We start from the raw sequence: 25635 nt of genomic DNA on the forward strand, positions 1-25635 counted from the left end.
CTGCTACTCCTCGATCGGTGTTTCAGGTCGTCGGTGGCGCCACGAGAACGTCTCGGGCACGGGGTCGCGGCCGGGTGGCGTCCAGGGGCCGCAGCGCAGCAGCCGGCGCAGCGCGAGGTAGGAGCCGCGGCCGGCACCGTGCCGGGTGAGGGCTTCGACTGCATACGCGCTGCAGCTCGGGTAGAACCGGCAAGCCGGGGGGAGGAAGGGCGAGATCGCCTTGCGGTAGAGCTTGATGGGGAGCAGCAGGACCCAGGCGACGGGGCCGGGCCTCGGGGGCTCGGGCTGGACGTCGTGGTCGTGCTCGTGCTCGGGGGTGGCTCGCATGCCGGTCACACCGCTGATCCGTGGTCGGGGGCCGCGTCCGCGGGACGCGTCGGGCGGGGGACATCCCCGGCCGGACGGCGCGACGACAGAAGCCCCAGCCGACGCAACGCGGCGTCGAGATCGGACTCGAGCTCGGCGCTGGAAGCGGTCGACGACGGCGGCAATGCCCGTACGACCAACGCAGTGCCGGCGGGCAGTGTTCCGAGCCTGGCCGAAACGAGATGACGCAACCGGCGGCTGACGCGGTGGCGGACCACCGAATTGCCGACGGCCTTGCTCACCACAAAACCCGCCCTGGCCGCCGACTGCGCAGTGCTGAACTGCACAGCGTCGGCGGCCGCGGACGGGTCCGTGGTCAGCGCGTGGACGACGAGGCGGCGCCTGCCTGCCCGGGACCCGCGACGGAGAACCACGCGGAAATCCTCACTCCGCCGCAGGCGTGCGGCAGCCGGCAGCACGGCGCGCCTCGATCGGTGCGATCAGGCGGACAGCTCAGCGCGGCCCTTGCGACGGCGGGCCGCCAGGATGCCCCGGCCGGCGCGGGTCCGCATGCGCAGGCGGAACCCGTGGGTCTTCGCGCGGCGGCGGTTGTTCGGCTGGAAGGTGCGCTTACCCTTGCTCACTGCTTCTCCTGTGTGTCGCGTCGGGCGGGAACAATTCCTTCCCCCCGCCTGGCGTGTCGTGCGGGTGCACGGCAGTCTCTGGTGTCTCCTACCAACGTGTGTCCTCGTCACGACGAGCAACGACCACCTGGGCACGCGAAACGCACCCCGTCGCATACGGGAGACCTTACGAGGGTACGCACCCCCGTCGGGCGGCCGGTAAGCACCCCCTCGGCCACGGTACGCGACCGGGTGGCGGGCTCCGGAACGTCGACGCCGCGGCACCGAATGGCAACGGGCGGTGCACCGTGAAATGCTGGCCGCCCAGGATGCCTTGTGGCCACGAGCGGGGCTTGTTAGCGTGCCTCTCTCGGGTCACCGGTCGAGGTGCACGAGTATCCGGGTGGTGGAGTGCCCACCGGCGTACGACGAGCCCGCAGGTGGCGGCACCGCGGGTCGCCGTACATTAGTGCACAGCTGTGGACAACTATGTGGATATTCGCTGTGCCGGTGGGCGGACAGGTTCTCCTGTGATCGCCGGGTGGAGTGACCGGGGGATTTCCGGGGCCGGCTCGGCCGTCCACGCCGACGAGGGGAGGGGAGCCAGACAGGTGTCGGATCACCAGCACAATCTGGGTGTCATCTGGGAACAGGTGGTACGCGAACTGTCCGACGGGACCCTCTCCCCCCAGCAGCGCGCCTGGATGCGCGTGACCCGGCCGATCGGCCTGCTCGACGGCACGGCGCTCCTCGCGGCGCCCAGCGACTTCGCCAAGGAAGCGATCGAACGCGGGCTGCGCGGCGCGATCACCGACGCCCTCTCCCGCCGGCTCGGCCGGGTGATCTCCCTCGCGGTGAAGGTCGACAACACCGAACCCGTCGCTCCGGCGCCCGCGGCCCACTACGCGCCGTCACCCGGCCGAGTGGAAAACGGCGTGAGCCCCGAGCCCGCCCCGCCGAGGGCCGCCAACGGCGGGCCGATGATGCCGCCCCCGCGGCCCGTCGAACCGGCGCCGCCGAGGCCGATGCCGGCGCACCAGGCCGTCGCGTCGAAGCCGGACGACGGCGACGACACCGACGAGGAAGTGGACGAAGAGGGCGAGGCGCTCGCCGCGGTCCACGAGATCTGGCCGACGTTCTCCGGCCAGCCGATCGCCGGCCAGCCGTACACCGCGCCGGCGCAGCCGCAGACGTCTAAGACGAAGCTGAACGAGAAGTACACCTTCGACACGTTCGTCATCGGCGCGTCCAACCGCTTCGCGCACGCGGCCGCGGTCGCCGTCGCCGAAGCGCCCGCCCGCGCCTACAACCCCCTGTTCATCTGGGGCGAGTCCGGGCTCGGCAAGACGCACCTCCTGCACGCGGTCGGCCACTACGCGCAACGGCTCTTCCCCGGCATGCGCGTCCGGTACGTCTCGACCGAAGAGTTCACGAACGACTTCATCAACTCGCTGCGCGACGACCGCAAGGTCGCCTTCCAGCGGCGCTACCGCGACATCGACATCCTGCTCGTCGACGACATCCAGTTCCTGGAGGGCAAGGAAGGGACGCAGGAAGAGTTCTTCCACACCTTCAACACCCTCCACAACGCGAACAAGCAGATCGTCGTCAGCTCCGACCGCCCGCCGAAGCGCCTCGAAACGCTGGAAGACCGGCTGCGGACGCGGTTCGAGTGGGGCCTCATCACCGACATCCAGCCGCCCGAGCTCGAAACGCGCATCGCGATCCTCCGCAAGAAGGCGGCGCAGGACCGGCTCGCCGTGCCGGGTGACGTCCTGGAGTTCATCGCCTCCCGGGTCGAGGCGAACATCCGGGAACTGGAAGGCGCGCTGATCCGCGTCACCGCGTTCGCGTCGCTGAACCAGCAGCCGGTCGACAGCGCGCTCGCCGAGATCGTGCTGCGCGACCTCATCCCCGACTCCCACGCCCCGGAGATCACCGCGCCGACCATCATGGGCGTCATCTCCGAGTTCTTCGACGTGACACTGGACGACCTGTGCGGCCCCGGCAAGACGAAGGCGCTCGCCACGGCCCGCCAGATCGCGATGTACCTCTGCCGCGAGCTGACCGACATGTCGCTGCCGAAGATCGGGCAGACGTTCGGCGGCCGCGACCACACGACGGTCATGCACGCGGACAAGAAGATCCGCAAGGAGATGGCCGAGCGCCGGCGGATCTACGACCAGGTGCAGGAGCTGACGTCGCGCATCAAGCAGCGCGCCCGCCAGTAGCACATCCCTTACCTCCCAACGACTTCGGGGCGTCCGCACACAGTGGACGCCCCTTAGTCGTCTTTGGAGTACCCGAAGCACGCGTACGCCCGCGAAGCAGCGAAGCCGTGTACGCGCGCTTCGCAAACTCGCCAAATTTGTTTGTACACAAGGGGTTTTCCCCACCGTGTGGGCAGATTGCCCACAGTGCCACCAGATCTCCCACCAGCGCTGACACGAATTCCCTCCACACCCCGCCCACAGGTCGTCCACAGGGAATCCACACCCTTGTCCACCCTGATTCCACAGGTTGCCCACATGCTGTACACAGGAGGGGCCGATCACTCGGAAGGGCGATTCGGCCCCCTCCGCGCACCCCCAGACCCTGGGTACAAATCGCCGCACACCTGGGGACAACCATGGGGACAACTGGGCCCGTCTGTGGACGAATCCGGGGTCGGCCGAAACCATCCACCGACGCCCCGATCTACCCACAGGTCTGCCACCACGGTTCTCCACATGCCCGCAAGCCGTCCGACCTGCGCAAACGAGCTCAATCCACACAATCCACAACGCCTATTACTGCTACTGCTCTTAGATCTTCTAAGAGAAAGAACAAAACAAAAACAGGCGATGGACGAAGTTGGGGACAGCTGCGAGATCGAGTCGTCAAGTCGACAAAGTCAAGGGGAGGCCGAGGTGACGGCAGCGTCCGCGACGGCCTAACGTGGATGCCTGCACCTGGTCCGTGCTCCGGCCGCTCACGCGGAGGGCGGACCGGCCGGAGGGGGCCGCCGGTCCCCGTCCCGCGAGAACGAGGCCTGGCCCGAGCCCGCAGTGGGCTCGATCGTCGAAAGGATGCGCGCATGAAGATCCGCGTCGAGCGTGACGGGCTCGCCGACGCCGTTGCGTGGGTGGCCAGAAGCCTCCCGTCCCGGCCTCCGGTGCCGGTGCTGGGCGGTGTCCTGCTCGACGCCGGTTCGGACGGCGACACCGACGCGCTGACGGTCTCCGGCTTCGACTACGAGGTTTCCGCCACGGTCGGGGTCCCGGCGACGATCGCCGACGGCGGCCGCCTGCTCGTGTCCGGGCGCCTGCTCGCCGACATCACCAAGGCGCTGCCCGCGCAGCCGGTCGAGATCTCCGTCGACGGCTCGCGCGCCACCATCACGTGCGGCAGCGCGCGGTTCTCCCTGCCGACCATGCCGGTCGAGGACTACCCGCAGCTGCCGTCCCAGCCCGCCTTCGCCGGCGAGCTCGCCGGCGACGCGTTCGGCCAGGCCGTCACCCAGGTCGTCGTCGCCGCGGGCAAGGACGACACGCTGCCGATGCTCACCGGCATGCGGCTCGAGATCTCCGGCAGCGCGCTGACGCTGGTCGCGACCGACCGGTTCCGGCTCGCGATGCGCGAGTTCACCTGGCAGCCCGCCGAGGGACTGGCCGACGCCGCGGTGCTCGTCCCGGCGCGCACCCTCGCCGAAGCCGCCAAGACGCTCGGCGCGAGCGGGGCCACGATCCGCCTCGCCCTCGCCAGCGGCGAAGGCCTGCTCGGCCTGTCCGGTTCCGGGCGCTACACGACGACCCGCCTGCTCGACGCGGAATTCCCGCCGTACCGGCAGCTGCTTCCGGCGTCGCACACCTCCCGCGCGGTCATCGAAGTGTCGGCTCTCACCGAGTCCATCAAGCGCGTTTCGCTGGTGGCGGAGCGGGGGACTCAGGTACGACTGGAGTTCGGGGACAACACGCTGCGGTTGTCCGCGGGCGGCGATGACGAGGGCAGCGCCGAAGAGGAGCTGCAAGTCGAGTACGAAGGCGAGCCGGTGACCATCGCGTTCAACCCGGGTTACCTCGTCGACGGCCTCGGCGCGCTCCACAGCGACCGGGCGGAGCTGACGTTCACCACGCCGAACCGCCCCGCGCTCATCAAGCCCGCCGACTCCGAGGGCAACGTCGTCCCCGGTTACCTCTACCTCCTGATGCCGGTCCGCCTCCCGGGCTGACCCGCTTTTTCCTGAGTACGTAAGGGGATCTCGATGGTTCAGCTCGGTCTGATCGGCCTGGGCAAGATGGGCTTCAACATGCGTGAGCGGCTGCGTGCGGCCGGTCACGAAGTGGTCGGCTACGACCGCAACCCGGACGTCAGCGACACGACCTCGCTCGAAGACCTCGTGTCCAAACTGGACGCCCCGCGGATCGTGTGGATCATGGTGCCCGCCGGCGACCCGACCCGGGCGACCGTCACCGAGCTGGGCAACCTGCTCGCCGAGGGCGACATGGTGATCGACGGCGGCAACTCCAAGTACACCGACGACAAGCTGAACGCCGATCTGCTGGCGGCGAAGAACATCGGCTACCTGGACTGCGGCGTGTCCGGTGGCGTGTGGGGCAAGGAGAACGGCTACGGCCTGATGGTCGGCGGCGCGGCCGCCGACGTCGAGCGGGCGATGCCGATCTTCGACGCGCTGCGCCCGGACGGCCCGCGCGAAGAGGGCTTCTCGCACGCCGGCGACGTCGGCGCGGGGCACTACGCGAAGATGATCCACAACGGCATCGAGTACGGCATGATGCAGGCCTTCGCGGAGGGCTTCGAGCTGCTCGAAGCGGCCAAGGTCGTCAACGACGTGCCCGCGGTCATCAAGGGCTGGCAGCGCGGCACGGTCGTCCGGTCCTGGCTGCTCGACCTGCTGGTGCGCGCGCTCGACGAGGACCCGGAGCTGGACGACCTCGAGGGCTACGTCGAAGACTCGGGCGAAGGCCGCTGGACGCTGGAAGAGGCGATCAACAACGCCGTCCCGGCGCCGGTCATCTCGGCCGCACTGTTCGCGCGGTTCGCTTCGCGGCAGGAACACTCGGCCGCGATGCGCGCGGTCGCCGCGCTGCGCAACCAGTTCGGTGGGCACGCCGTGAAGAAGATCGGCGGGTAAGGGCGGCCGCCGAAAGTAGACACCGTGTATCTGCGGCACCTGCAGGTCACCGACTTCCGCTCCTGGCCACAGGCCGATCTCGCCCTCGAACCGGGGCCGGCCGTGCTGGTCGGCCAGAACGGCCGCGGCAAGACCAACCTGCTGGAGGCGATCGGGTACGTCGCGACGCTGGGCTCGCACCGCGTCGCGACGGACGCGCCGCTGATCCGGCACGGCTGCGAGCGCGCGCTGGTGCGGGTCGCGGTGGTCAACGACGACCGCGAGCTGACCGTCGAGCTCGAGATCACCGCCGGCCGGGCGAACCGCGCCCGGGTCAACCGCGGTGCGGTCGGCCGTCCGCGTGACGTGCTGGGGATCCTGCGCACGGTGCTGTTCTCCCCGGAGGACCTCGCGCTCGTGCGGGGCGACCCGGGTGAGCGGCGCCGGTTCCTCGACGAGCTGCTGGTGCTGCGCGCGCCGCGGTACGCCGGGGTCCGCGCGGACTACGAGAAGGTGCTGAAGCAGCGAAACGCCCTGCTCAAGACGGCGGGGAAACGACGTACGGGCCGCGAAGACCCGTATGCGCTGTCGACGCTCGAGGTCTGGGACGACCACCTCGCGGTGGCGGGTGCGGAACTGCTGGCCGCGCGGCTGAACCTCGTCGCCGACCTCGCGCCGCACTCGGCTGCGGCGTACCTGGGGGTCGCGCCCGACTCCCGGCCGGCGAAGATCGCCTACCGGTCGTCGCTGGGTGCGGCCCTGCCGGAGACGTACGGCGTACCGGACGGCGAACGGGCGCAACCCGCGGTCCTCAAGGACGTCTTGCTGACAGCGCTCGGCGAGGCCAGGAAGGCCGAGCTCGAGCGCGGTATCAGCCTGGTCGGTCCCCACCGGGACGAGCTGGAGCTGATCCTGGGCGAGGCGCCGGCCAAGGGCTACGCGAGCCACGGCGAGTCGTGGTCGTTCGCGCTGGCGCTGCGGCTCGGCAGTTACGAGCTGCTGCGCGAGGAGGCGGGCGAACCGGTGCTGCTGCTCGACGACGTGTTCGCCGAGCTGGACCGCAAGCGCCGGGCCCGGCTGGCCGAGGTGGCCGCGAGCGCCGAACAGGTGCTGGTGACCGCCGCGGTCGACGAAGACGTGCCGAGCGAGCTGGCCGGCAGCCGGTTCGTGGTGGCGGATGGTGAGATCACGCGTGGCTGAGCAAGGCGATCGGACACCCGGTGTGACGGGCCGCACAAACCGCACCCGATCTGGGGACAAACCTGTGGACAGTGTGGATAACACGGTGAATGAGTTATCGCTGCCCGTGACTGTGCGGCCAAATGGGTGGCGCAAGGGGCCCTCTGACAACTCTAAGTCCGCTGCTGACACGCAGGGTGACAGCGGTGCTGGGCCGAACGAGGGTGCGCCATCCGGTCGCGACCTCGCCCACGCGGCGCTCGAGGCGGCCAAGGCGAAGGCCAAGGAACGGGGCACCCCGCCGGGGTACCGGCGCCGCGCCGTCGGCGGTGGCGGGCAGAACCCCCGGCGTCGCCGCTGGTCGGGGCCCGGTGCGGACGCGCGCGACCCGCAGCCGCTCGGCCGGCTCGTCTCCCGGCTGGTCAGCGACCGCGGCTGGAACGAGAGCGTCACGACCGCCCGCGTCTTCGCGCAGTGGGGACGCCTGGTCGGCGAAGACGTCGCCGAACACGCGCAGCCGGTCGCGCTCAAGGACGGCGAGCTCACCGTGCGCGCCAGCTCGACGGCGTGGGCCACCCAGCTGCGGTTGCTGCAGGGAAAACTGCTGGCCAAGATCGCGGCCGGGGTCGGCAACGGCGTCGTCAAGCGGATGCGGATCCAGGGTCCGACCGCTCCGAGCTGGCGGAAAGGGCCCCGGCACGTACCGGGCCGCGGCCCCCGTGACACGTACGGCTGACCCAGGTTGCGCGATGCTCGGTTGAATGCCCCGAGAACGCATCCAGACCTCCCGAGATACGTCAAGACTCGGCCCGAACCGATTTCGTTCGTCTGTGACGCGTTCAGGGGTGTCCTTGCCGCATGTCAGCGGACGCGGCCAAGTACACTGGACGAGAGCGAGCGTCCGCTCGGGCGAGACGAGGAGAAACAACGCCGGTGACCGAGAACAAGCACGAGTACAACGCGTCGTCGATCACGGTGCTCGAAGGCCTCGAAGCGGTCCGCAAGCGCCCCGGCATGTACATCGGCTCCACCGGTGAACGCGGCCTGCACCACCTCGTCCAGGAGGTCGTCGACAACTCCGTCGACGAGGCGATGGCCGGGCACGCCACCAAGGTCGAGGTTACCCTCCTCGCCGACGGCGGGGTGCGCGTCGTCGACGACGGCCGCGGCATCCCCGTCGACATGCACCCCAAGGAGAAGAAGCCGACCCTCGAGGTCGTGCTCACCGTGCTCCACGCGGGCGGCAAGTTCGACAGCGACTCCTACGCGGTGTCCGGCGGCCTGCACGGCGTCGGCGTCTCCGTGGTGAACGCGCTGTCGACGAGGCTGCTCGCCGAGGTCAAGTACGGCGGCCGCAGCTGGCGCCAGCTGTACACCGACCAGATCCCCGGCGAGCTGGAGGACCTGGGCCCGGCGTCGGAGACCGGCACCACGATCACCTTCTGGGCCGATAGCAACATCTTCGAGACGACGACGTACAACTTCGAGACCATCTCGCGCCGGCTCCAGGAGATGGCGTTCCTCAACAAGGGGCTGACGCTGTCCCTGCGCGACGAGCGCGTCGCCGATGAGGAGACCGAGGCGGACGTCGAGGGCAAGGTCGCGCGGATCAAGGAGAAGACCTACTGCTACCCGGGCGGGCTCGAGGACTTCGTCAAGCACATCAACGGCAGCAAGGACCCGATCCACTCCAGCGTGATCTCCTTCGAAGCGAAGGGCACCGGCCTCGAGGTCGAGGTCGCGATGCAGTGGAACAACGGCTTCACGCCGTCGGTCTACACGTTCGCCAACACGATCAACACCCATGAAGGCGGTACCCACGAAGAGGGCTTCCGCGCCGCGCTGACCCGCGTCGTCAACACGTACGCGCGCGACAAGAAGCTGCTCAAGGAAAAGGACACCAACCTGACCGGCGACGACGTGCGCGAGGGCCTCGCCGCGATCGTCTCGATCAAGCTGTCCGAGCCGCAGTTCGAGGGCCAGACGAAGACCAAGCTGGGCAACAGCGAGGCCAAGACGTTCGTGCAGCAGACGTCGAACGAGTGGCTGGCGGACTGGTTCGAGCGCAACCCCACCGAGGCGAAGACGATCATCAACAAGTCGATCTCCTCGGCGCAGGCCCGGATGGCCGCCCGCAAGGCGCGTGACCTGGTCCGCCGCAAGGGCGCGCTGGAGATCGGTGGCCTGCCCGGCAAGCTCAAGGACTGCCGCTCGACCAACCCGGCGGAGTGCGAGCTCTACATCGTCGAGGGCGACTCGGCCGGCGGCTCGGCCAAGGAAGGCCGCGACTCGATGTACCAGGCGATCCTGCCGATCCGCGGCAAGATCATCAACGTCGAAAAGGCCCGCATCGACCGCGTCCTCAAGAACACCGAGGTCCAGTCGCTGATCACCGCGCTCGGCACCGGCATCCACGACGAGTTCGACCTGGCGAAGCTGCGCTACCACAAGATCGTGCTGATGGCCGACGCCGACGTCGACGGCCAGCACATCACCACGCTGCTGCTCACCCTGCTGTTCCGGTTCATGACGCCGCTGATCGAGCACGGCCACGTCTTCCTCTCGCGGCCGCCGCTGTACAAGATCAAGTGGCCGCGGGCCGAGCCGGAGTACGCCTACTCCGACCGCGAGCGCGACGCCGTCATCCAGGCGGGCGTCGAGGCCGGCAAGAGGCTGCCGAAGGACGACGCGATCCAGCGCTACAAGGGTCTCGGCGAGATGAACGCCGAAGAGCTGTGGGAGACCACGATGGACCCGGCCAACCGGCTGCTGGGCCAGGTCACCCTCGACGACGCCGCCCAGGCCGACGAGCTGTTCTCGGTCCTGATGGGCGAGGACGTCGAGGCCCGCCGCTCGTTCATCACGCGCAACGCCAAGGACGTGCGCTTCTTGGACGTGTAGGCGTCTCCCTCGTTCTTCGTCCCGCTAGGCCCCCGCACCCGAGAAGGACCTCATGACGGAAACTCTGCCGCCGGCTCCGGACCACGACCGGATCGAACCGGTCGACATCCAGCAGGAGATGCAGCGCTCCTACATCGACTACGCGATGAGCGTCATCGTGTCGCGCGCGCTGCCGGACGTCCGTGACGGGCTCAAGCCGGTGCACCGGCGGGTCCTGTACTCGATGTTCGACTCCGGCTTCCGGCCGGACCGCGGGTACAACAAGTGCTCGCGCGTCGTCGGCGACGTCATGGGCAACTACCACCCGCACGGTGACTCGGCGATCTACGACGCGCTGGTGCGGCTCGCCCAGCCGTGGTCGATGCGGTACCCGCTGATCGACGGGCAGGGCAACTTCGGCTCGCCGGGCAACGACCCGGCGGCCGCCATGCGGTACACCGAGTCCCGGCTCGCGCCGCTGGCCATGCAGATGCTGGCCGACATCGAAGAAGACACCGTCGACTTCTCGGACAACTACGACGGCCGCACCCAGGAGCCCGACGTCCTGCCGGCGCGGTTCCCGAACCTGCTGGTCAACGGCGGTTCCGGGATCGCGGTCGGGATGGCGACGAACATCCCGCCGCACAACCTGCGCGAGGTCTCCGAAGGTGTCGTCTGGGCGCTGGAGAACCCCGAGGCGACCGACGACGAGCTGCTGGCCGCGCTGCTGGTGCGGATCAAGGGCCCGGACTTCCCGACCAAGGCGATGATCCTCGGCACGTCCGGCATCGAAGACGCCTACCGCACCGGCCGCGGCTCGGTCCGGATGCGCGCGGTCGTCGAGGTCGAGGAGGACGCGAAGGGCCGCACGATCCTGGTCGTGTCCGAGCTGCCGTACCAGGTCAACCCGGACAACCTGGTCGAGAACATCGCGAACCTGGTCCGCGACGGCAAGCTCACCGGCATCTCCGACATCGCCGACGAGTCCAACAGCCGCTCCGGCATGCGGATCGTCGTCACGATCAAGCGGGACGCCGTCGCGAAGGTCGTGCTGAACAACCTGTTCAAGCACACCCAGCTGCAGCAGAACTTCGGCGTCAACATGCTGGCGCTGGTCGACGGCGTGCCGCGCACGCTGCGGCTCGACCAGATCATCCGCCACTACGTGAAGCACCAGGTCGAGGTCATCGTCCGGCGGACCAAGTTCCGCCTGAGGAAGGCCGAAGAGCGGGCCCACATCCTGCGCGGGTACGTCAAGGCGCTCGACATGCTCGACGAGGTCATCGCCCTCATCCGGCGGTCGCCCTCGGCGGACGAGGCCCGGCCGGCCCTGATGGAGCTGCTGGACGTCGACGAGATCCAGGCCACCGCGATCCTCGACATGCAGCTGCGGCGCCTCGCCGCCCTGGAGCGCCAGCGGATCATCGACCAGCTGGCCGAGATCGAGCTCGAAATCGCCGACCTCAAGGACGTCCTCGAGAAGCCCGAGCGGCAGCGCGCCATCATCCGCGACGAGCTGATGGCGATCGTCGAGAAGTACGGCGACGACCGGCGCACGAAGATCATCGGCTTCAGCGGCGACGTCACCGACGAGGAGCTCATCGCCGTCGAGGACGTTGTCGTCACCATCACCCGCACGGGGTACGCCAAGCGGACGAAAACGGATCTGTACCGCTCGCAGAAGCGCGGCGGCAAGGGCGTGCAGGGCGCGACGCTGAAGCAGGACGACATCGTCCAGCACTTCTTCGTCTGCTCCACCCACGATTGGATCCTGTTCTTCACGAACAAGGGCCGCGTCTACCGGACCAAGGCGTACGACCTGCCCGAGGCCAACCGCAACGCGCGCGGCCAGCACGTGGCCAACCTGATGGCGTTCCAGCCGGACGAGCAGATCGCCCAGGTCATCGAGATCAAGAACTACGAGGTCGCGCCGTACCTGGTGCTCGCCACCAAGCGCGGCCTGGTGAAGAAGACCAAGCTCACCGACTTCGACTCCAACCGCTCCGGCGGCCTCATCGCGATCAACCTGCGCGAAGGCGACGAACTGGTCGGCGCGGTCCTGGCGGCGGCCGAGGACGACCTGCTGCTCGTGTCGGCCGAGGGCCAGTCCATCCGCTTCCACGCGACCGACGAGGCGCTGCGGCCGATGGGCCGCCCGACGTCCGGCGTGATGGGCATGCGCTTCAACGACGGCGACGAGCTGCTCGGCATCAGCGTGGTCAAGGAGGGCAAGTTCCTGCTGGTCGCGACCGACGGCGGCTACTCGAAGCGCACGGCGATCGAGGACTACCCGGTCCAGGGCCGCGGCGGCAAGGGTGTGCTCACCATTCAGCACGACCGCAAACGTGGCAGGCTGGTGGGTGCGCTCATCGTCGACGCCGAGGACGAGTTGTACGCCATCACCTCGAGCGGCGGCGTGATCCGCACGCCGGCGGGCGACGTGCGCAAGGCGGGGCGGCAGACGAAGGGGGTCAGGCTGATGAATCTCGGCGAAGGCACCACTCTTCTGGCCGTCGCACGCAACGCGGACGAGCCCTCGGACGTCGCCAATGGTGACACTCCCGAGGAGGACGCTCCGGCTCCGGAAGCACCTGAAACGGGTGAAGGAACGACGGCGCAGTAAGTTCGGCGACGAACAGCGCCCCACGGCACGGGTAAGGACTGACTCTTCGTGACACCATCCGAGAATCCCGAGGCAGCGGGTTCGAACGGCACGCCGGCGAGCCCGCCCTGGCAGCGGGTCGACAAGGAAGGCGACGCCGAAGCGACGGTCAAACTGGCCACGGACGAGGCACTGCCCCCGGCCACCGCAACGCAGCCCGTCACCCCCGAACGCCCGGTGGTGACGGGAAGCGCGGCCCCCCGCCTCTTCGGCGACACCCCACCGAGCGGCGAGGCGGTGTCCGCGGCATCGCCCCAGCGTGCCCGCCCGAGCGCGTTGCGTCGTCCGGGCCGAGGCCCGCGCCGCGCATCACTGCAGGTGAAGCGCTTCGACCCGTGGTCGGTCCTCAAGCTGTCGCTGGTACTGGGCGTCGCGATGTTCTTCGTGTGGCTGGTGGCAGTCGGCGTGCTGTACACGGTCCTCGACGGCATGGGCGTCTGGGACAAGCTGAACGGAACGTACTCGTCCCTGGTGGGCGGCGAAGGCGCCAACGCGTCATCGGAACCCTTGATCAGCGCGGGCCGGGTGTTCGGCATCGCAGCCATCCTGGGCGCGATCAACATCGTGCTGGTGTCGGCACTGGCAACGGTGAGCGCGTTCATCTACAACGTGTCGGCAGACTTGGCGGGCGGCCTCGAGGTCACCCTGTCCGAACGGGAGTGACCCGGTTGCAGGGCCCCTTCGGGGGTCCTGTAAAGTTCTCCTCGTTCGAGGGCCTATAGCTCAGGCGGTTAGAGCGCTTCGCTGATAACGAAGAGGTCCCAGGTTCAAGTCCTGGTAGGCCCACCCGGTTGGCCCGGTCATGTGCGGTGGAAAGCCCGCACTTGACCGGGTGTTTTTTGTCTCTGGGGGCCGAGCCCCCAGACCCCCACGGTGCGGTTCGTCCCGACCCAGCGTGGTCACCTGGCGGCGGGTTGCTGTCTGATGTGCGGCGACAGGTTCTGTTCGCACGAGCAAATAGCTCCGTGTCGTTTCGGCCGGTTCGGGCTTAGCTTCGAGCAATGGCGAACGAACTGACCATTCCGCTCCTGCCCTGTCCTTCCATCGACGAGATCGCGTCGTTCTACGAGATGCTCGGCTTCGAGATCACCTATCGGCAGACGCGGCCGAACCCGCACGTTGCGTTGCGGCGGGAAGACATCAACCTGCACTTCTTCGGGATGGACGACTACGACCCGGCGCAGTCGTACAGCACCTGCCTGATCATCGTGGCGGATACCAGTGCGCTGTTCGAGGCCTTTGCGGCGGGCATGCGGTCCGTGCACGGGAAACTGCTCGTCTCCGGCATTCCGCGCATGACCCGGCCGCGGCTGCGCAACGACCGGTACACCGGGTTCACCGTCGTTGATCCGGGTGGCAACTGGATCCGGATCCACATGGCCGCCACGGAACCCGAGGCGCAGACCAAGCTCGCCAAAGCTCTGGAGAACGCCGCGCGGCAGGCGGATGCGCGCGGCGACGAACGCCAGGGGCTGAAGATCCTGGAAGGCGCGTTGAAGCGGGCGACCGGCGACGAACCGGAGTTTCCGGCCGTGCAGGAGTACCGCGACGAGCTCATCGCACGGATCAACGGGGTCTGAGCGCTGCCTGCCTATCCGCCGGGCGGTGGTGCCATCGGGCAGACCCCGGCGGCCAGCCACTTCTCCCGCAGGTCCGAGGGAATGGTCAAGGCGGTGGACTGCCCGTCGGTCAGCGTGCGCACGCTTCCGCCCAACAGGAGGCTGCCAGCCTTGTCGAGCACCGCCGTCGCCGCCCGGCTGCGGTCTTCCGAGCGCTCGAGCAGCCGCATCACGCGGGTGCCTGCACCTACCGTGCGGACCCACGCGCGTGAGTGCGGTACCTCGAGCCAGTCGGCGACCTGCGGGGTGACGACCTGGCGGACCATCGCCGCGACCACGCCGTCGAACGCCTTGCCGGGCACCAGGTTCTCGTAGAGGCGCAGCAGGTTGCGGGTGAGCTCGATCCCTTCGGCGGACGGGCCGTAACTCGTCTCGACGAGCTGCGCGTTCAGCGCCTGGGCCTCCGCGAGGGTCTCGGGCATGGCGTCGGCCGGGATGCCGAGGAGGGCGCCGGTCACCCGCCACACATAGTAGTAGTCCTCGGCTTCGCGGTCGGTGACGGCTATGCCGATCCGGCGCATTCCGTCGATGACCTGCACGGAAAAGATGAGCAACGCGCCCAGCATGTCCTGCTGGCACAACGGCACGCCGTCCGCCTCGACGTCCCATTCGCCGGATCGGGTGATGAAGTGCCGCACGGCGGCGTGGATCAGGCGGGTCTTCTGGATCGTCGGCACAAAGGCGCCGCCGGAGCCGAACGGGGCGGGGCCCATCATGTTCAGCACGAACTGAGACGTCTCGGACAGCCGGCGATGGGGCTGGTTGAGCCGGTGCGTGAGCGACAGCACGCGTGACGGTCGCGGCTGGGCGTAGCAGTTGACCATCGCGCCGAAGGACAGCACCGACGCGACGTGCACCCCGTCGTCCACGAAGAACTCGTACGCGGCCGCGATCCGCTCGAGATCGGCCCAATCCGGCGGGGCGTCCGTGGCCACGAGATAACGGCGCACTGGCTCGGGCAGATCCTCGGGAACGGGCTGGTCGTTGTCCCGGAACCGGGCCAGCACCTCATTGACCGCGCCGGTCGTTCCCCCGGCCACCAAGTCGGCGATCACCGCGTCGGCCAGTGGATCACCTTGGTACTTCAGCGCTGCGACGGCGGACAGTGCGGTCGCCTTCGTGTTCTGCATTTCTGGCACGCACCCAGCCTCAGCCGGTTCACCTGCCCGGCGCTAGCGCTGTTCGGGCACGGCAGCGCCCCTACCGACTGATCCACTCGATCACCGGCAGTGACTGCGAGATACAGGTCAGCCCTGCCGGGAAGAGAAGGCCGGCAGGGCTGAGCGGTCACGGTCGGCGCGCCGCACGGCCGCCTCTCGGCGAGTGGCGCAACGCGGCTCCAGCCGGACGGAACTCCGCGAAGGCGATGGGTGAGGCCCGGGGGACACGGTGGGCACACCGACCAGTGGGTACAACAGGCCAGCCCGGCGTGGTATTTCCTGGTCGGTGTGACGTGCGTTACCAGTGGTTCCACGTGGAACCACGAGTGCCCGACACCGTCGCCGCGGCGGTGCAGTAACATCACGGGGTAACGGAAGCAAGCTGAGAAGGGGGCTTCGGTGAAGAAGCTGCTGGCACTCGCCGTCATCGCGGGCGGCGTCCTGTTCGTCGTCAAGCGCAACAAGGCGGCCAAGGCCGAGGCCGACCTCTGGCGCGAGGCGACCGCGCCGGTGCCCTCCACCAACGGCACCACCCCGGCCAAGCCGGCGGGCGCTTCCCACAACTGATCCTCTTCGCGGGCGGTCCGCCGCCCGCGTCCGGGGCTGTAGCTCAATTGGTAGAGCACCGCCTTTGCAAGGCGGGGGTCAGGGGTTCGATTCCCCTCAGCTCCACACCTCGAACGGCCCGCACCAGCGTGCGGGCCGTTTTCCTACCCGTGTCAGGGCCGGATCAGGTCCGTGTCAGGCCGTCCGCCGACAGTGGTTCCCATGACAGACCTGGCGATCACGGCCTCCGGACTGCGGAAGGCCTACCAAGGCAAAACCGTTCTCGACGGTGTTGATCTCGACGTCGAAGCCGGCACGATCTTCGCGCTGCTCGGCCCGAACGGGGCCGGCAAGACCACCACCGTCAACATCCTGACCACACTGGCGAAGGCCGACGGTGGCACCGCCCGCGTCGCCGGGCACGACCTCGCCACCGACGCCAAGGCCGTGCGGGCCGCGATCGGCGTCACCGGGCAGTTCGCCGCCGTTGACGAACTGCTGACCGGGCGGGAAAACCTGCAGCTGATGGTCGACCTGAACCGGGGCGGCGGGGGCAAGAAGACCGTTGCCGAGCTGCTGGAGCGCTTCGACCTCGCCGAGGCGGCGCAGAAGCCCGCGTCGACCTACTCCGGGGGGATGCGCCGGAAACTCGATCTCGCGATGACCCTCGTCGGGCGCCCGCGGATCATCTTCCTCGACGAGCCGACGACCGGCCTCGACCCGCGCAGCCGCCGGACGATGTGGACCATCATCCGGGACCTCGTCGCCGACGGCGTCACCATCTTCCTCACCACCCAGTACCTCGAGGAAGCCGACCAGCTCGCCGGCCGGATCGCGGTGCTCGACCAGGGCCGCCTGGTCGCGCAGGGCACCGCCGACGAACTGAAGCGCCGCATTCCCGGCACCCACGTCCGGCTCCGGTTCACCACCGCCGCCGAACTCGATGCCGCCGCGCGGGTGCTCACCGACGCCACCCGGGACGACGAGGCACTGGTCCTGCGCGTGCCCAGCGACGGCGGCACAAAATCGCTGCGGTCCCTTTTGGACAGACTCGACGAGTACGCGCTCAGTGCCGACGAACTCTCCGTCCACACCCCTGATCTCGATGACGTCTTCCTCGCCCTGACGGGCCACGCCACGGAGGTTCTCGCAAAATGAAGTCCCACTCGATCGTGATGCTGCGCCGCAACTTCAAGCACATCGCCCGGAATCCGATGTCGGTGTTCAACGCGATCCTGATGCCGGTCGTGGTCATGCTGATGTTCGTCTACATGTTCGGGGACGCCTTCAGCGTCGGCGTGAACTACGTCGACTACGCGACGCCGGGGCTGATGCTGCTCGCCGTCTGCTACGGGCTGGGCGCCACCGCCACCGCGGTCAACTCCGACATGACCAAGGGCATCATCAACCGGTTCAAGGTCATGGACGTCTCCCGCGGCGCGGTGCTGACCGGGCACGTCGTCGCCAGCGTGCTGACCAACCTCGTCGCCATCGCGGCGCTGCTCGGCGTGGCCTTCCTGCTGGGGTTCCGCCCGGCGGCGGGCTTCCTCGACTGGCTCGGCGCGTTCGGCGTCGTCGTGCTGCTCGGGTTCGCGACCGGCTGGCTCACGATCGCGCTGGGACTGGCGGCGAAATCCCCGGAAACGGCGGGGCTGGCTTCGGTGCCGCTGGTCATGCTGCCGTTCTTCAGCAGCGCGATCGTGCCGGCCGACAAGATGGGTCCCGGTCTCAAGCAGTTCGCGGAGTACCAGCCCTTCACGCCGGTCATCGAAACCCTGCGCGGGCTGCTCAACGGGACGCCGGCCACCGGCACGCTGGTCGCAGCCCTCGCCTGGTGCGCCGGGATCGCCGTTGTCGGCTACCTGTGGGCGTCGTCCACCTTCAAGAAGCGAGCGTGACCGCGGCCAGCTCCGGCCAGCTCGCCGCCGCCCCCTCCTGCGTCGCCTCGGTGAACCGCGTGTCACCGAGGCGACGTCGTGCGGTTTCCTCGATCCGGGCCACGTCCGGTTGTGAACGGTCCGGCAGACCACGGACACCCGCGCTCGCTCCGAGCAACCGGGCGGCCTGAGCGTCCTGTCCGGTGCGCAGGGCCAGATCCGCGATCCCGACGAGGACGCGCGCGATCGTGAGGGGATGCCCGGTCTCGGCCGCCGCGTCGAGCGCCGCCGCGTGGTGATCGCGGGCTTCGCCGAGGTCTTCGGCGAGGTAACCGAGCAGGTCCTCGGCCACCGCGCGGATGTTCGCGTGCTGGGCGTCCTCACCCAGCATCGCCGTCGCGACGTCGAGCTGACGGCGTGCCTGCCCGGCATCGCCGCTCCAGCGCGCGAGTTCCGCCTTGGTCAGCGCCAGCTCGGCCAAGGCGTTCGGCCAGGCCACGCGCTCCGCGGCCAGCTGGGCTTCGGCCAGAGCGGCCGCACCGGCCTTCTCGTCGCCCACGAGCCAGTGCAGCTGGGCCTGCCGCGACCGCATCCGGACGACGTCCTCGATGGCGCCGACCTCGGTGACGACTTCGATGGCTTGCTCGTAGTACTCGCACGCTTCGGCGAACCGGCCGCGCACGGCGATGCGGTCCGCCAGCTCCGTCAGGGCGAACGAGGTGCCCCACCGTTCACCGAGCGCGCGGAACTCGGCGACCGCCGCTTCGAGGAACGCGTCCGCGGCCTGGTCGCCGTGGCCGAACTGGATGCGCATCTTGCCCAGCTGCAACCGGGCCACCGCGCGCACCCACGGGTCTTCGTCGGCGAGCAGCGGTTCGAACGCCGACAGCGCCGCGTCCGGGCCGTGCAGCAGGCGCTCCAGCGGGCCGGCGAACCGCAACGCCAGCCGGGGGCTTTCGACCCGCAGGCTGATCTCGTGCGCTTTGCGGATCCACTCCTCCGCCCGGAACTCATCTCCCTGCTGCCCGGCCGCGACGAATTGGACGACGAAGGTGTAGAGCACGCCCCGGATTTCGTCCGGCACGTCGCCGGGCACGGCCGTGGCCGCCATGACCAGCTCGTTGCCCTCCGCCCGGTGCCCGCCGAGCCACCAGTACCAGCCGGCGGTCGCCGCGAGCCGCATCGCCTCGGGCGCTTCGCCGGCCGCGAGCGCACCACGCATCGCCGCGGTGATGTTGTCGTGCTCCGCCTCCAGCACGGCGAGCCACTCCAGCTGCCCGGCGCGGCGCAGGTGCGGCTCGGCGGTTTCGGCGAGTTCGGTGAAGTACGCGAGGTGGGCGCGGCGGGCGACGTCCGCCTCGCCCGCCTCCGCGAGACGCTGCTCCGCGTACTCCTTGATCGTGCCGAGCATCCGGTAGCGCGGTGCGTCTTCGCCGACGACGACCACCAGCGATTTCTCGGTCAACGCGGTCAGCAGGTCGAGCACCTCGTCGTCGCCGCAGACCCGCTCGGCCGCTTCGAGGCTCGCTCCACCGGTGAACACGGAAAGCCGGCGCAGCACAACGCGTTCGGCGTCGGAGAGCAGCTCCCAGCTCCAGTCGATCACCGCGCGCAGCGTGCGGTGACGCGGCAAGGCGGTCCGGCTGCCGCCGGTCAGCAGGCGGAACCGGTCGTCGAGCCGGTGCGCGAGCTGGTCGAGGGACATCGTGCGCAGGCGGGCCGCGGCGAGTTCGATGGCCAGCGGCATCCCGTCCAGCGCGCGGCAGACGCGCGCCAGGGTGCGGGGGTCCGTCGAGAGGTCCTTGCGCACCGCGCCGGCCCGGTCGCGCAGCAGCCGGACGGCCGGAGCGGCCTCGATCTCGGCGGGATCCGCGTTCTCCGCGGGCAGGACCAGGGGCGCGACCTGCCACAGCGCCTCCCCGGTGATGCCGAGCGGTTCGCGGCTCGTCGCGAGGATCCGCAGGCGGCGGCACTCGCCGAGCACCCGGTGCGCAAACGCGGCCGCGGACTCGATGACGTGCTCGCAGTTGTCCAGGACCAGCAGCATCGACCGCTCGCGCAGCGCGGCGACGACCCGGTCCACCGGCTCGGCGTCCGGCGCCTCGCCGACGAGCGAGTCCCGCAGTTTGAGCGCGCTGAGCGTCGCCTGGGCCACGTCGTCGCCGGCCCCGATCGCCGCCAGCTCGACCAGCCACGCGCCGTCCGGCAGGTCGCCGAGCAGCGTGCGCGCGGTTTCCGTGGCCTGCCGGGTTTTCCCCGAGCCGCCCGGCCCGATCAGGGTGGTGAGCCGGTGTTCGGCGATGAGCTCGCGGACCGCGGCCACGTCGGCGTCCTTGCCGACGAAGCTGGTCAGCTCGGCCCGCAGGTTGGTCTTCCGGCTTTCCTCCCGCCGTCCCAGCTCGCCGCGCAGCAGCGCCACGTGCACTTCGGACAGCTCCGGTGACGGATCGACGCCCAGCGTGTCGGCCAGGGTCTCCCGCGTGCGCTCGTACACGAGCAGCGCCTCGGTGTCCCGGCCGCTCGCGACGAGGGCCCGCATCAGCGCGGCCACCAGCCGTTCCCGCATCGGGTGCGCGGTGACCAGGTCGGTCAGTTCGGTGACCAGGTCCGCGCCCTGGCCGAGCCGGACCTCCGCGTCGAACCGGTCCTCCAAGGCGGCCAGGCGCAGCCCCTCGAGCCGGGTGACCGCGGCGTCGAACGCCGCACTTTCCGGCAGCTCGACGTCCTGCCCGGCCGAACCGCGCCACAGGTCGAGTGCCTCGCGCAGCCGTCGCGGATCGTCTTCCTTGCGGGCCAGGCCGACGAGGCGTTCGAACCGCACGGCGTCGACGTCGTCGGGTGCCACCACCAGCCGGTAGCCGGTCGGCTGGCCGTCGACCGACCCGTCGGGCAGCGCCTTCCGCAGCCGGGAGACCAGGCGCTGCAAGGCGTTCGCCGCTTCGGCGGGTGGGTGTTCACCCCAGATCCAGTCGACGAGCGTTCCCTTCGGGACCACCTGACCCGGTTCAAGCGCGAGGGCGACCAGCAGTCCGCGCAAGCGGGCGCCCGGCACATCGGCGAGCGCGCCGTCGTCCGTGCGCACTTCGAAGGGCCCCAGGATCCCGATCTGCACCCGGCCGATCTTGCCACGGACGGCGGTGTCCGAGGCGTGTCAGGCCCGTGTCAGCCCCCTCGGCGATCGTCATCGAGCACCCGACGAAAGGAAATCCGATGAGCCAGCCGGTCGACGTCCCGCACGGCCTCCCCATGAACCGCGACGCGGGCCCCTTCGACCCGCCGCGCGAGATCACCCGGCTGCGCGACGCTCGCCCGGTCAGCCCGCTGGTCTTCCCCGACGGGCACGAGGGCTGGCTCGTGACCGGCTACGAAGAGGTCCGGCAGATGATGGCCGACACGCGGTTCAGCTCCCGGCTGGACCTCGACGTCATCCACGTGCCGTACGAGACCGGGATGCCCGCCGCGACCGAGCCGTCCCCGCAGATGCCGGGGATGTTCGTCGCCATGGACCCGCCGGACCACAGCCGCCTGCGCCGCAAGCTCACCGGCGCCTTCACGGTCAAGCGGATGAAGCAGCTCGAAGAGCACATCGCCGGCATCGTCGAGCGGCAGCTGGACCACCTGGCGCAGCTGACGCCGCCGGTCGACCTGGTCAAGGAGTTCGCGCTCCCGGTGCCGTCGCTGGTGATCTGCGAACTGCTCGGCGTGCCCTACGCGGACCGGGACACCTTCCAGGCCAACTCCGCGCAGTTCATGCTCCGCGAGCAGACGCTCGAGGAGAAGATGGGTGCGTACATCGCGCTCAACACGTACCTCTCCGAACTGGTCACGAGCAAGCGCGCCGAGCCCGGCGAGGACATCCTGTCCGACCTGGCCCGCCACGATGACCTGACCGTCGAGGAACTGGCCGGCGCGGCGTTCCTGCTGCTGCTCGCGGGCCACGAGACGACGGCGAACATGCTGTCCCTGGGCACGTTCGCGCTGCTCGAGCACCCCGAGCAGCGCACCGAGCTGAGCGCCGACCCGGAACTGCTGCCCGGCGCCGTGGAAGAGCTGCTGCGCTACCTGTCCGTGGCCGACATCTTCTTCCGCTACGCCACCGAGGACCTCGAACTCGGCGGCGAAACGATCACGAAGGGCTCGACGGTCGTCGTCTCACTGCTGGCCGCCAACCACGACCCCCGGCGCTTCGAAAACCCCGGCACGCTGGACATCCGCCGCAACGCCCGCGGCCTGCTGTCGTTCGGCCACGGCGTGCACCAGTGCCTCGGCCAGCAGCTGGCCCGCATCGAGATGCGCGCCGGGTTCGAAGGCCTGCTGCGCCGCTTCCCGACCTTGGCGCTCGCGGTGCCGGCCGAGGAGGTGAAGCTGCGGACGGACATGAACATCTACGGCGTTCACGAGCTGCCGGTCACGTGGTCCCCAGAAATCTGATCACCGCGTCCCGGCCCGCGTGGCCACGTTCGCGGTTCTGGATCGAGTGCGACTCGCCGGGGACGATCACCAGCTCGCCACGCGGGGCCTTCGCCGCCTCCTCGCGCGCCCACTCCAGCGGCGTCGACAGGTCTCGGTCGCCGTTGAGCAGCAGCACCGGCACGTTCGGCAACGACCCCGGCGGGTTCGAAGCCGGGCGTTCCGCCGGCCACGGCAGGCAGCTCTGGATGAATCCCTGCTGCGTCGCCACCCCCGTTGTGTACGGCCAGGTCGCCGACTCCGGCAGCGCGTGGGAAACCAGCGACAGCAACGGACGGCGCAGCGCCACCGGGGTGGCCGACGAGCCCCAGGGGAAACGCCCGTCCGCGCACAACGTTGCCGCGTGGAGGCCGGCGCTGAACGACGCCGGGTCGTCTCCGCCGGACTTGTACGCCTCCAGCAGCCCGTCCAGGCGGGCCGGGTGGCCGCCGCGGGCTTCGTGCAGGGCGCCGATGATGTCGCCCGCGGCCGGGGCTCGGTAGGTGGGGTCCAGGAATTCGTACGACACCACCGTGTCGAAGATCCGGACCCCGTCCGCCGTGCTGCGGTGGCGGACCACCCACGCCAGGTCCTCGGCCGGGTCGTAACCGCAGGCCGGGGCCACCGCGCAGGCCGCGCGCAGCACGCGGGCCTCCGCCGTCAAGCCCGTCAGGTACAGCGAAGCCGACGCCGTTGTGTGGTGGGGCAGCACCGAATCGAGGACGACCTTGCTGACGTTGTGCGGGTGCGCGATCGCGTACCGCGCCGCCGTGAAGGAGCCGTACGAGACGCCGTCGACCACCAGCTTCGGGACGCCCAGTGCCTGGCGGAGCTGGTCGAAGTCCGCCACCGTCTGGTCGGTCGAATACAGCGGTGCCGTGTCGCCGAGGATGCGCGCGCACTCCTTCACCGCGCCGGCCGACGGGGTCGCGATGTCCGAACTGCCCATCTCCGCCTGCAGGCCGGGGCACCGCAACGCCCCCGACGGCCCGGTGCCGCGCTGGTCGAGCATGACGATCCGGTAGTCCTGCGCGACTTCCGGCAGCCGCTGCTTCGCGATCCGCGTGATCGTGCCGACGCCGCCCTGGCCGGGGCCGCCGGTGAGGAACAGCAGCACGCCCTTGGGCGCGGTCACGTTGTCCGCGGTCGCCACGGGCAGGTCGAGCGTGCCCGGCACCCGGCCGGTGTGGTCGAGCGGCACGGTCAGGGTCGAGCACGTGAAGCCCGGTTGTCCCGGGCACGGGTGCGGATCCGCCAGCTCCGGTCGTCCCCCAGGACGCGCGTCGGCCGCGGCCACACCCCCGAGTGCGGCGGTCAGCGCCAGGACCAGCCCGGCGGTCAGCATCTTCGAGCGCATGGGTGCATCATGCGCACACCGCCGCGGAACCCGCATACCCCCGATCAGGGCTCGACGCAGGAAACCTTCGCCCGCACCGCGCCCGCGGGAGCGGCTTCGCCCGCGGTGTTCGGGGCGTTGTCGCGGCGGTTGCCGTCGGACTGCGTGACGCACAGGCGGCCGTCCGGCAGCAGCACCGGGCTGGTCGGGAACTCCAGCGGCCCGCCGTTGCGCAGCTTCGACGTCGCATCGGCGGGGTTGCGGAAGTACTCCACCACGCGGCCGTCGCGGCGGGCCACGACGATGGCGTTGCGTTCGTTCACCGCCGTCCAGACGCCGCCCGCGCGGTCGAGGACGATCCCGTCGGCGCCTTCGAGGTACGGGTGCTGCACTTCGAGGTTGTCCAGGCACAACGTGTCCGGCGGGAAGGCGACGTCGCAGCCGGTCGTGGCGCGCGGCCGGCCCGCGCGGTCCATCGGCACGTGCCAGAGCGCGCCCCGGGCCGTGTCGGCGACCAGCAGCGTGCCGTCCGCGGTGAAGGCCAGGCCGTTCGCCACGATGTGCTGCGAACCCGCGGTGTCCGCTGCCGTGCGGCCGTTCGGCGTGATCGTGACCGTTCCCGGCGGCAGGCCGCGCACGTCCCGGCCGAGCCCACCGGGGATCACTTCGCTGACCAGCGGCTGCACCCGGAACTGCGCCAGGGCGACGCCGTCCGCGCCCGCGCGCCACACCCGGCCCTGACCGGTGACCCCGTCGGAGACCCAGAGCGCGCCCGAGCGGTCGAAGGCCAGGCCGTTCGCGCCCGGGACGCCGCTCGTGAACACCGTCGCCGACGGCGGGTTCGCCGCGTCCGGCACGAACGAGACCACGGTGTCGGCGTTCGCCACGTACAGCCGGCCACGGCGGTCGAACACGAGCCCGGCGGGGTTGCACGGCCCCGGGATCGTGCCGACGACGGCCGCGGGACCGCCGGTGGCCGCGACCCGGTAGACCGGACACGGATCGGCGCCGCGCGCCGGTGTGTAGAGGTTGCCCCGTCCGTCGGTGGTCAGCCCTTCGAGCCCGAGCGGCGACGCGAACACCGTCTCGAAGACGGCGGGGTGCCGCGGTGGGGCCGTTTCGCCGGCGGAAGCGCCGGACAGCAACCCGGCGGACAGTGCGGCGGTGGCGGCGAGGACGACGATCCGGCGCATCAGGGCCTCCGTTTTGTCGGATTTCCCTGCCTACGCCGCCGCGTCCGGCCCGTCAAGGCCAGAGGCGCTCGCGGACCCAGCCGCCGCCGGACTTCCGGTACCGCAGCCGCACGTGCCGCCGGTCGTGGCTCGCCTGCCAGAACTCGGCTTCGTCCGGGTCCACGAAGTACCGCGTCCACGTTTCCGGGGCCACGTCCGGGTTCTCCTCGACCCAGCGCTGGGCCTGCGCGGCCGCCGCGTCGAGCTCCGCCGGGTCGGACAGCACCTGGGACTGGTGCCCGATGAACGCCTCGACGCGGGACGCCGGCGGCCGGGCGAGGAAGTCCGCCGCGGACACCTCGGGTGCGGCGGGGGAGACCGGGCCGCGCAGCCGGACCTGGCGGCCGCGGCCGGGCCAGAAGAACGTCAACGCGGCGCGCGGATCCTTGCTCAGCTGCACGCCCTTCGGGCTTTCCGAGCTGGTCGCGACCGCCCAGCCGGCCGGGCCGACGTCCTTGAGGATCACCACGCGCGCGTCCGGCGCGCCATCGGCATCCACTGTGGACAGCGTGACGGCGTGCGGGGCCAGCACGTGCTCGCCGGCGTCGGCCAGCCACTCCAGGAACAGCGCCTGCGGGTCCGGCGGCGCCGTTTCCGGCGTGAACACGGGGAGTTCTTCGGGGAACGACGGCCAGCCGCGCAACTGCACCATG

The 25635-nt window shown here is 70.1% G+C and carries 21 protein-coding genes and 2 tRNA genes; 15 read left to right on the top strand and 8 right to left on the bottom strand.

The genetic code is table 11. The features are described 5' to 3' along the window. Positions 1-3: 3 nt before the first annotated feature. From yidD to rpmH, 3 genes are read right to left on the bottom strand one after another with little or no spacing between them, the layout of a single operon-like run. A complete protein-coding gene (gene yidD, locus Q5425_RS40605) occupies positions 4-327 on the bottom strand; it encodes a membrane protein insertion efficiency factor YidD (protein WP_308677910.1) in 324 nt (107 codons plus the stop codon). A gap of 5 nt (positions 328-332) precedes the next feature. Further along, positions 333-785: a ribonuclease P protein component gene (gene rnpA, locus Q5425_RS40610; RefSeq protein ID WP_308677734.1), complete on the bottom strand. Its 453-nt coding sequence runs from the start codon at positions 783-785 to the stop codon at positions 333-335. 21 nt (positions 786-806) lie between these two features. Beyond that, positions 807-950: a 50S ribosomal protein L34 gene (gene rpmH / locus Q5425_RS40615; RefSeq protein WP_116205226.1), complete on the bottom strand. Its 144-nt coding sequence runs from the start codon at positions 948-950 to the stop codon at positions 807-809. 590 nt (positions 951-1540) lie between these two features. On the opposite strand from rpmH, the gene dnaA reads away from it, so the two are divergent. The 10 genes from dnaA to Q5425_RS40665 all read left to right on the top strand — a co-directional run bounded on the left by dnaA (position 1541) and on the right by Q5425_RS40665 (position 14343). Beyond that, positions 1541-3160: a chromosomal replication initiator protein DnaA gene (gene dnaA / locus Q5425_RS40620; RefSeq protein ID WP_308677735.1), complete on the top strand. Its 1620-nt coding sequence runs from the start codon at positions 1541-1543 to the stop codon at positions 3158-3160. 845 nt (positions 3161-4005) lie between these two features. Continuing rightward, entirely contained in the window at positions 4006-5139 is a 1134-nt protein-coding gene (dnaN, locus tag Q5425_RS40625) for a DNA polymerase III subunit beta (protein ID WP_308677736.1), read from the top strand. Positions 5140-5172: 33 nt separating this feature from the next. Further along, positions 5173-6063, top strand: coding sequence for a phosphogluconate dehydrogenase (NAD(+)-dependent, decarboxylating) (gene gnd, locus Q5425_RS40630; protein ID WP_308677737.1), 891 nt, complete (start codon positions 5173-5175; stop codon positions 6061-6063). 24 nt (positions 6064-6087) lie between these two features. Continuing rightward, positions 6088-7242, top strand: a complete 1155-nt coding sequence (gene recF, locus Q5425_RS40635; RefSeq protein WP_308677738.1) for a DNA replication/repair protein RecF — start codon at positions 6088-6090, stop codon at positions 7240-7242. A gap of 106 nt (positions 7243-7348) precedes the next feature. Next, the gene (locus Q5425_RS40640; protein WP_308677739.1) at positions 7349-7957 is read left to right on the top strand and encodes a DciA family protein; all 609 of its coding nucleotides are present in this window, start codon (positions 7349-7351) and stop codon (positions 7955-7957) included. A 197-nt stretch (positions 7958-8154) separates the two neighbouring features. Next, positions 8155-10122, top strand: a complete 1968-nt coding sequence (gene gyrB, locus Q5425_RS40645) for a DNA topoisomerase (ATP-hydrolyzing) subunit B (RefSeq protein ID WP_308677740.1) — start codon at positions 8155-8157, stop codon at positions 10120-10122. Positions 10123-10174: 52 nt separating this feature from the next. Beyond that, positions 10175-12724, top strand: coding sequence for a DNA gyrase subunit A (gyrA, locus tag Q5425_RS40650; RefSeq protein ID WP_308677741.1), 2550 nt, complete (start codon positions 10175-10177; stop codon positions 12722-12724). Between the two features lie 48 nt (positions 12725-12772). After that, entirely contained in the window at positions 12773-13426 is a 654-nt protein-coding gene (locus Q5425_RS40655; RefSeq protein ID WP_308677742.1) for a DUF3566 domain-containing protein, read from the top strand. Between the two features lie 49 nt (positions 13427-13475). Continuing rightward, positions 13476-13549, top strand: a tRNA-Ile gene (locus tag Q5425_RS40660). Between the two features lie 215 nt (positions 13550-13764). After that, on the top strand, positions 13765-14343 hold the full coding sequence (locus tag Q5425_RS40665) for a hypothetical protein (RefSeq protein WP_308677743.1): 579 nt from the start codon (positions 13765-13767) through the stop codon (positions 14341-14343). An 11-nt stretch (positions 14344-14354) separates the two neighbouring features. On the opposite strand, the gene Q5425_RS40670 is transcribed toward Q5425_RS40665, so the two are convergent. Further along, a complete protein-coding gene (locus tag Q5425_RS40670; RefSeq protein ID WP_308677911.1) occupies positions 14355-15512 on the bottom strand; it encodes an oxygenase MpaB family protein in 1158 nt (385 codons plus the stop codon). A 429-nt stretch (positions 15513-15941) separates the two neighbouring features. On the opposite strand from Q5425_RS40670, the gene Q5425_RS40675 reads away from it, so the two are divergent. The 4 genes from Q5425_RS40675 to Q5425_RS40690 all read left to right on the top strand — a co-directional run bounded on the left by Q5425_RS40675 (position 15942) and on the right by Q5425_RS40690 (position 17986). Further along, entirely contained in the window at positions 15942-16109 is a 168-nt protein-coding gene (locus tag Q5425_RS40675) for a DLW-39 family protein (protein ID WP_003100602.1), read from the top strand. A gap of 32 nt (positions 16110-16141) precedes the next feature. After that, positions 16142-16214, top strand: a tRNA-Ala gene (locus Q5425_RS40680). 96 nt (positions 16215-16310) lie between these two features. Further along, on the top strand, positions 16311-17246 hold the full coding sequence (locus Q5425_RS40685) for an ATP-binding cassette domain-containing protein (RefSeq protein ID WP_308677744.1): 936 nt from the start codon (positions 16311-16313) through the stop codon (positions 17244-17246). Then, positions 17243-17986 carry an ABC transporter permease gene (locus tag Q5425_RS40690; protein ID WP_308677745.1) on the top strand — a complete coding sequence of 248 codons (744 nt, stop codon included), beginning with the start codon at positions 17243-17245 and terminating at the stop codon, positions 17984-17986. The genes Q5425_RS40685 and Q5425_RS40690 overlap by 4 nt, the downstream gene beginning before the upstream one ends. Here Q5425_RS40690 and Q5425_RS40695 read toward each other — a convergent pair. After that, positions 17970-21077, bottom strand: a complete 3108-nt coding sequence (locus tag Q5425_RS40695; RefSeq protein WP_308677746.1) for a BTAD domain-containing putative transcriptional regulator — start codon at positions 21075-21077, stop codon at positions 17970-17972. The genes Q5425_RS40690 and Q5425_RS40695 overlap by 17 nt on opposite strands. A 98-nt stretch (positions 21078-21175) precedes the next feature. On the opposite strand from Q5425_RS40695, the gene Q5425_RS40700 reads away from it, so the two are divergent. Beyond that, positions 21176-22396, top strand: coding sequence for a cytochrome P450 (locus tag Q5425_RS40700; RefSeq protein WP_308677747.1), 1221 nt, complete (start codon positions 21176-21178; stop codon positions 22394-22396). On the opposite strand, the gene Q5425_RS40705 is transcribed toward Q5425_RS40700, so the two are convergent. From Q5425_RS40705 to Q5425_RS40715, 3 genes are read right to left on the bottom strand one after another with little or no spacing between them, the layout of a single operon-like run. Further along, entirely contained in the window at positions 22374-23771 is a 1398-nt protein-coding gene (locus Q5425_RS40705; RefSeq protein ID WP_308677748.1) for an alpha/beta fold hydrolase, read from the bottom strand. The genes Q5425_RS40700 and Q5425_RS40705 overlap by 23 nt on opposite strands. Positions 23772-23815: 44 nt before the next feature. Then, positions 23816-24943 (bottom strand): SMP-30/gluconolactonase/LRE family protein, encoded by a 1128-nt coding sequence (locus Q5425_RS40710; protein ID WP_308677749.1) that lies wholly within the window; start codon positions 24941-24943, stop codon positions 23816-23818. A 52-nt stretch (positions 24944-24995) separates the two neighbouring features. Continuing rightward, positions 24996-25634, bottom strand: coding sequence for a pyridoxal 5'-phosphate synthase (locus tag Q5425_RS40715; protein ID WP_308677750.1), 639 nt, complete (start codon positions 25632-25634; stop codon positions 24996-24998). Position 25635: the final 1 nt, after the last annotated feature.

Source organism: Amycolatopsis sp. A133, assembly GCF_031082405.1.
GTDB lineage: Bacteria > Actinomycetota > Actinomycetes > Mycobacteriales > Pseudonocardiaceae > Amycolatopsis.

Excerpts from the sequence above, each read along its gene's own strand:
- gnd (WP_308677737.1), top strand. The coding sequence starts at position 5,173 with ATGGTTCAGCTCGGTCTGATCGGCCTGGGCAAGATGGGCTTCAACATG.
- Q5425_RS40700 (WP_308677747.1), top strand. The coding sequence starts at position 21,176 with ATGAGCCAGCCGGTCGACGTCCCGCACGGCCTCCCCATGAACCGCGAC.
- Q5425_RS40715 (WP_308677750.1), bottom strand. The coding sequence starts at position 25,634 with ATGGTGCAGTTGCGCGGCTGGCCGTCGTTCCCCGAAGAACTCCCCGTG.
- Q5425_RS40670 (WP_308677911.1), bottom strand. The coding sequence starts at position 15,512 with ATGCAGAACACGAAGGCGACCGCACTGTCCGCCGTCGCAGCGCTGAAG.
- Q5425_RS40685 (WP_308677744.1), top strand. The coding sequence starts at position 16,311 with ATGACAGACCTGGCGATCACGGCCTCCGGACTGCGGAAGGCCTACCAA.
- Q5425_RS40705 (WP_308677748.1), bottom strand. The coding sequence starts at position 23,771 with ATGCGCTCGAAGATGCTGACCGCCGGGCTGGTCCTGGCGCTGACCGCC.
- Q5425_RS40665 (WP_308677743.1), top strand. The coding sequence starts at position 13,765 with ATGGCGAACGAACTGACCATTCCGCTCCTGCCCTGTCCTTCCATCGAC.
- yidD (WP_308677910.1), bottom strand. The coding sequence starts at position 327 with ATGCGAGCCACCCCCGAGCACGAGCACGACCACGACGTCCAGCCCGAG.
- Q5425_RS40710 (WP_308677749.1), bottom strand. The coding sequence starts at position 24,943 with ATGCGCCGGATCGTCGTCCTCGCCGCCACCGCCGCACTGTCCGCCGGG.
- dnaN (WP_308677736.1), top strand. The coding sequence starts at position 4,006 with ATGAAGATCCGCGTCGAGCGTGACGGGCTCGCCGACGCCGTTGCGTGG.
- Q5425_RS40690 (WP_308677745.1), top strand. The coding sequence starts at position 17,243 with ATGAAGTCCCACTCGATCGTGATGCTGCGCCGCAACTTCAAGCACATC.
- gyrA (WP_308677741.1), top strand. The coding sequence starts at position 10,175 with ATGACGGAAACTCTGCCGCCGGCTCCGGACCACGACCGGATCGAACCG.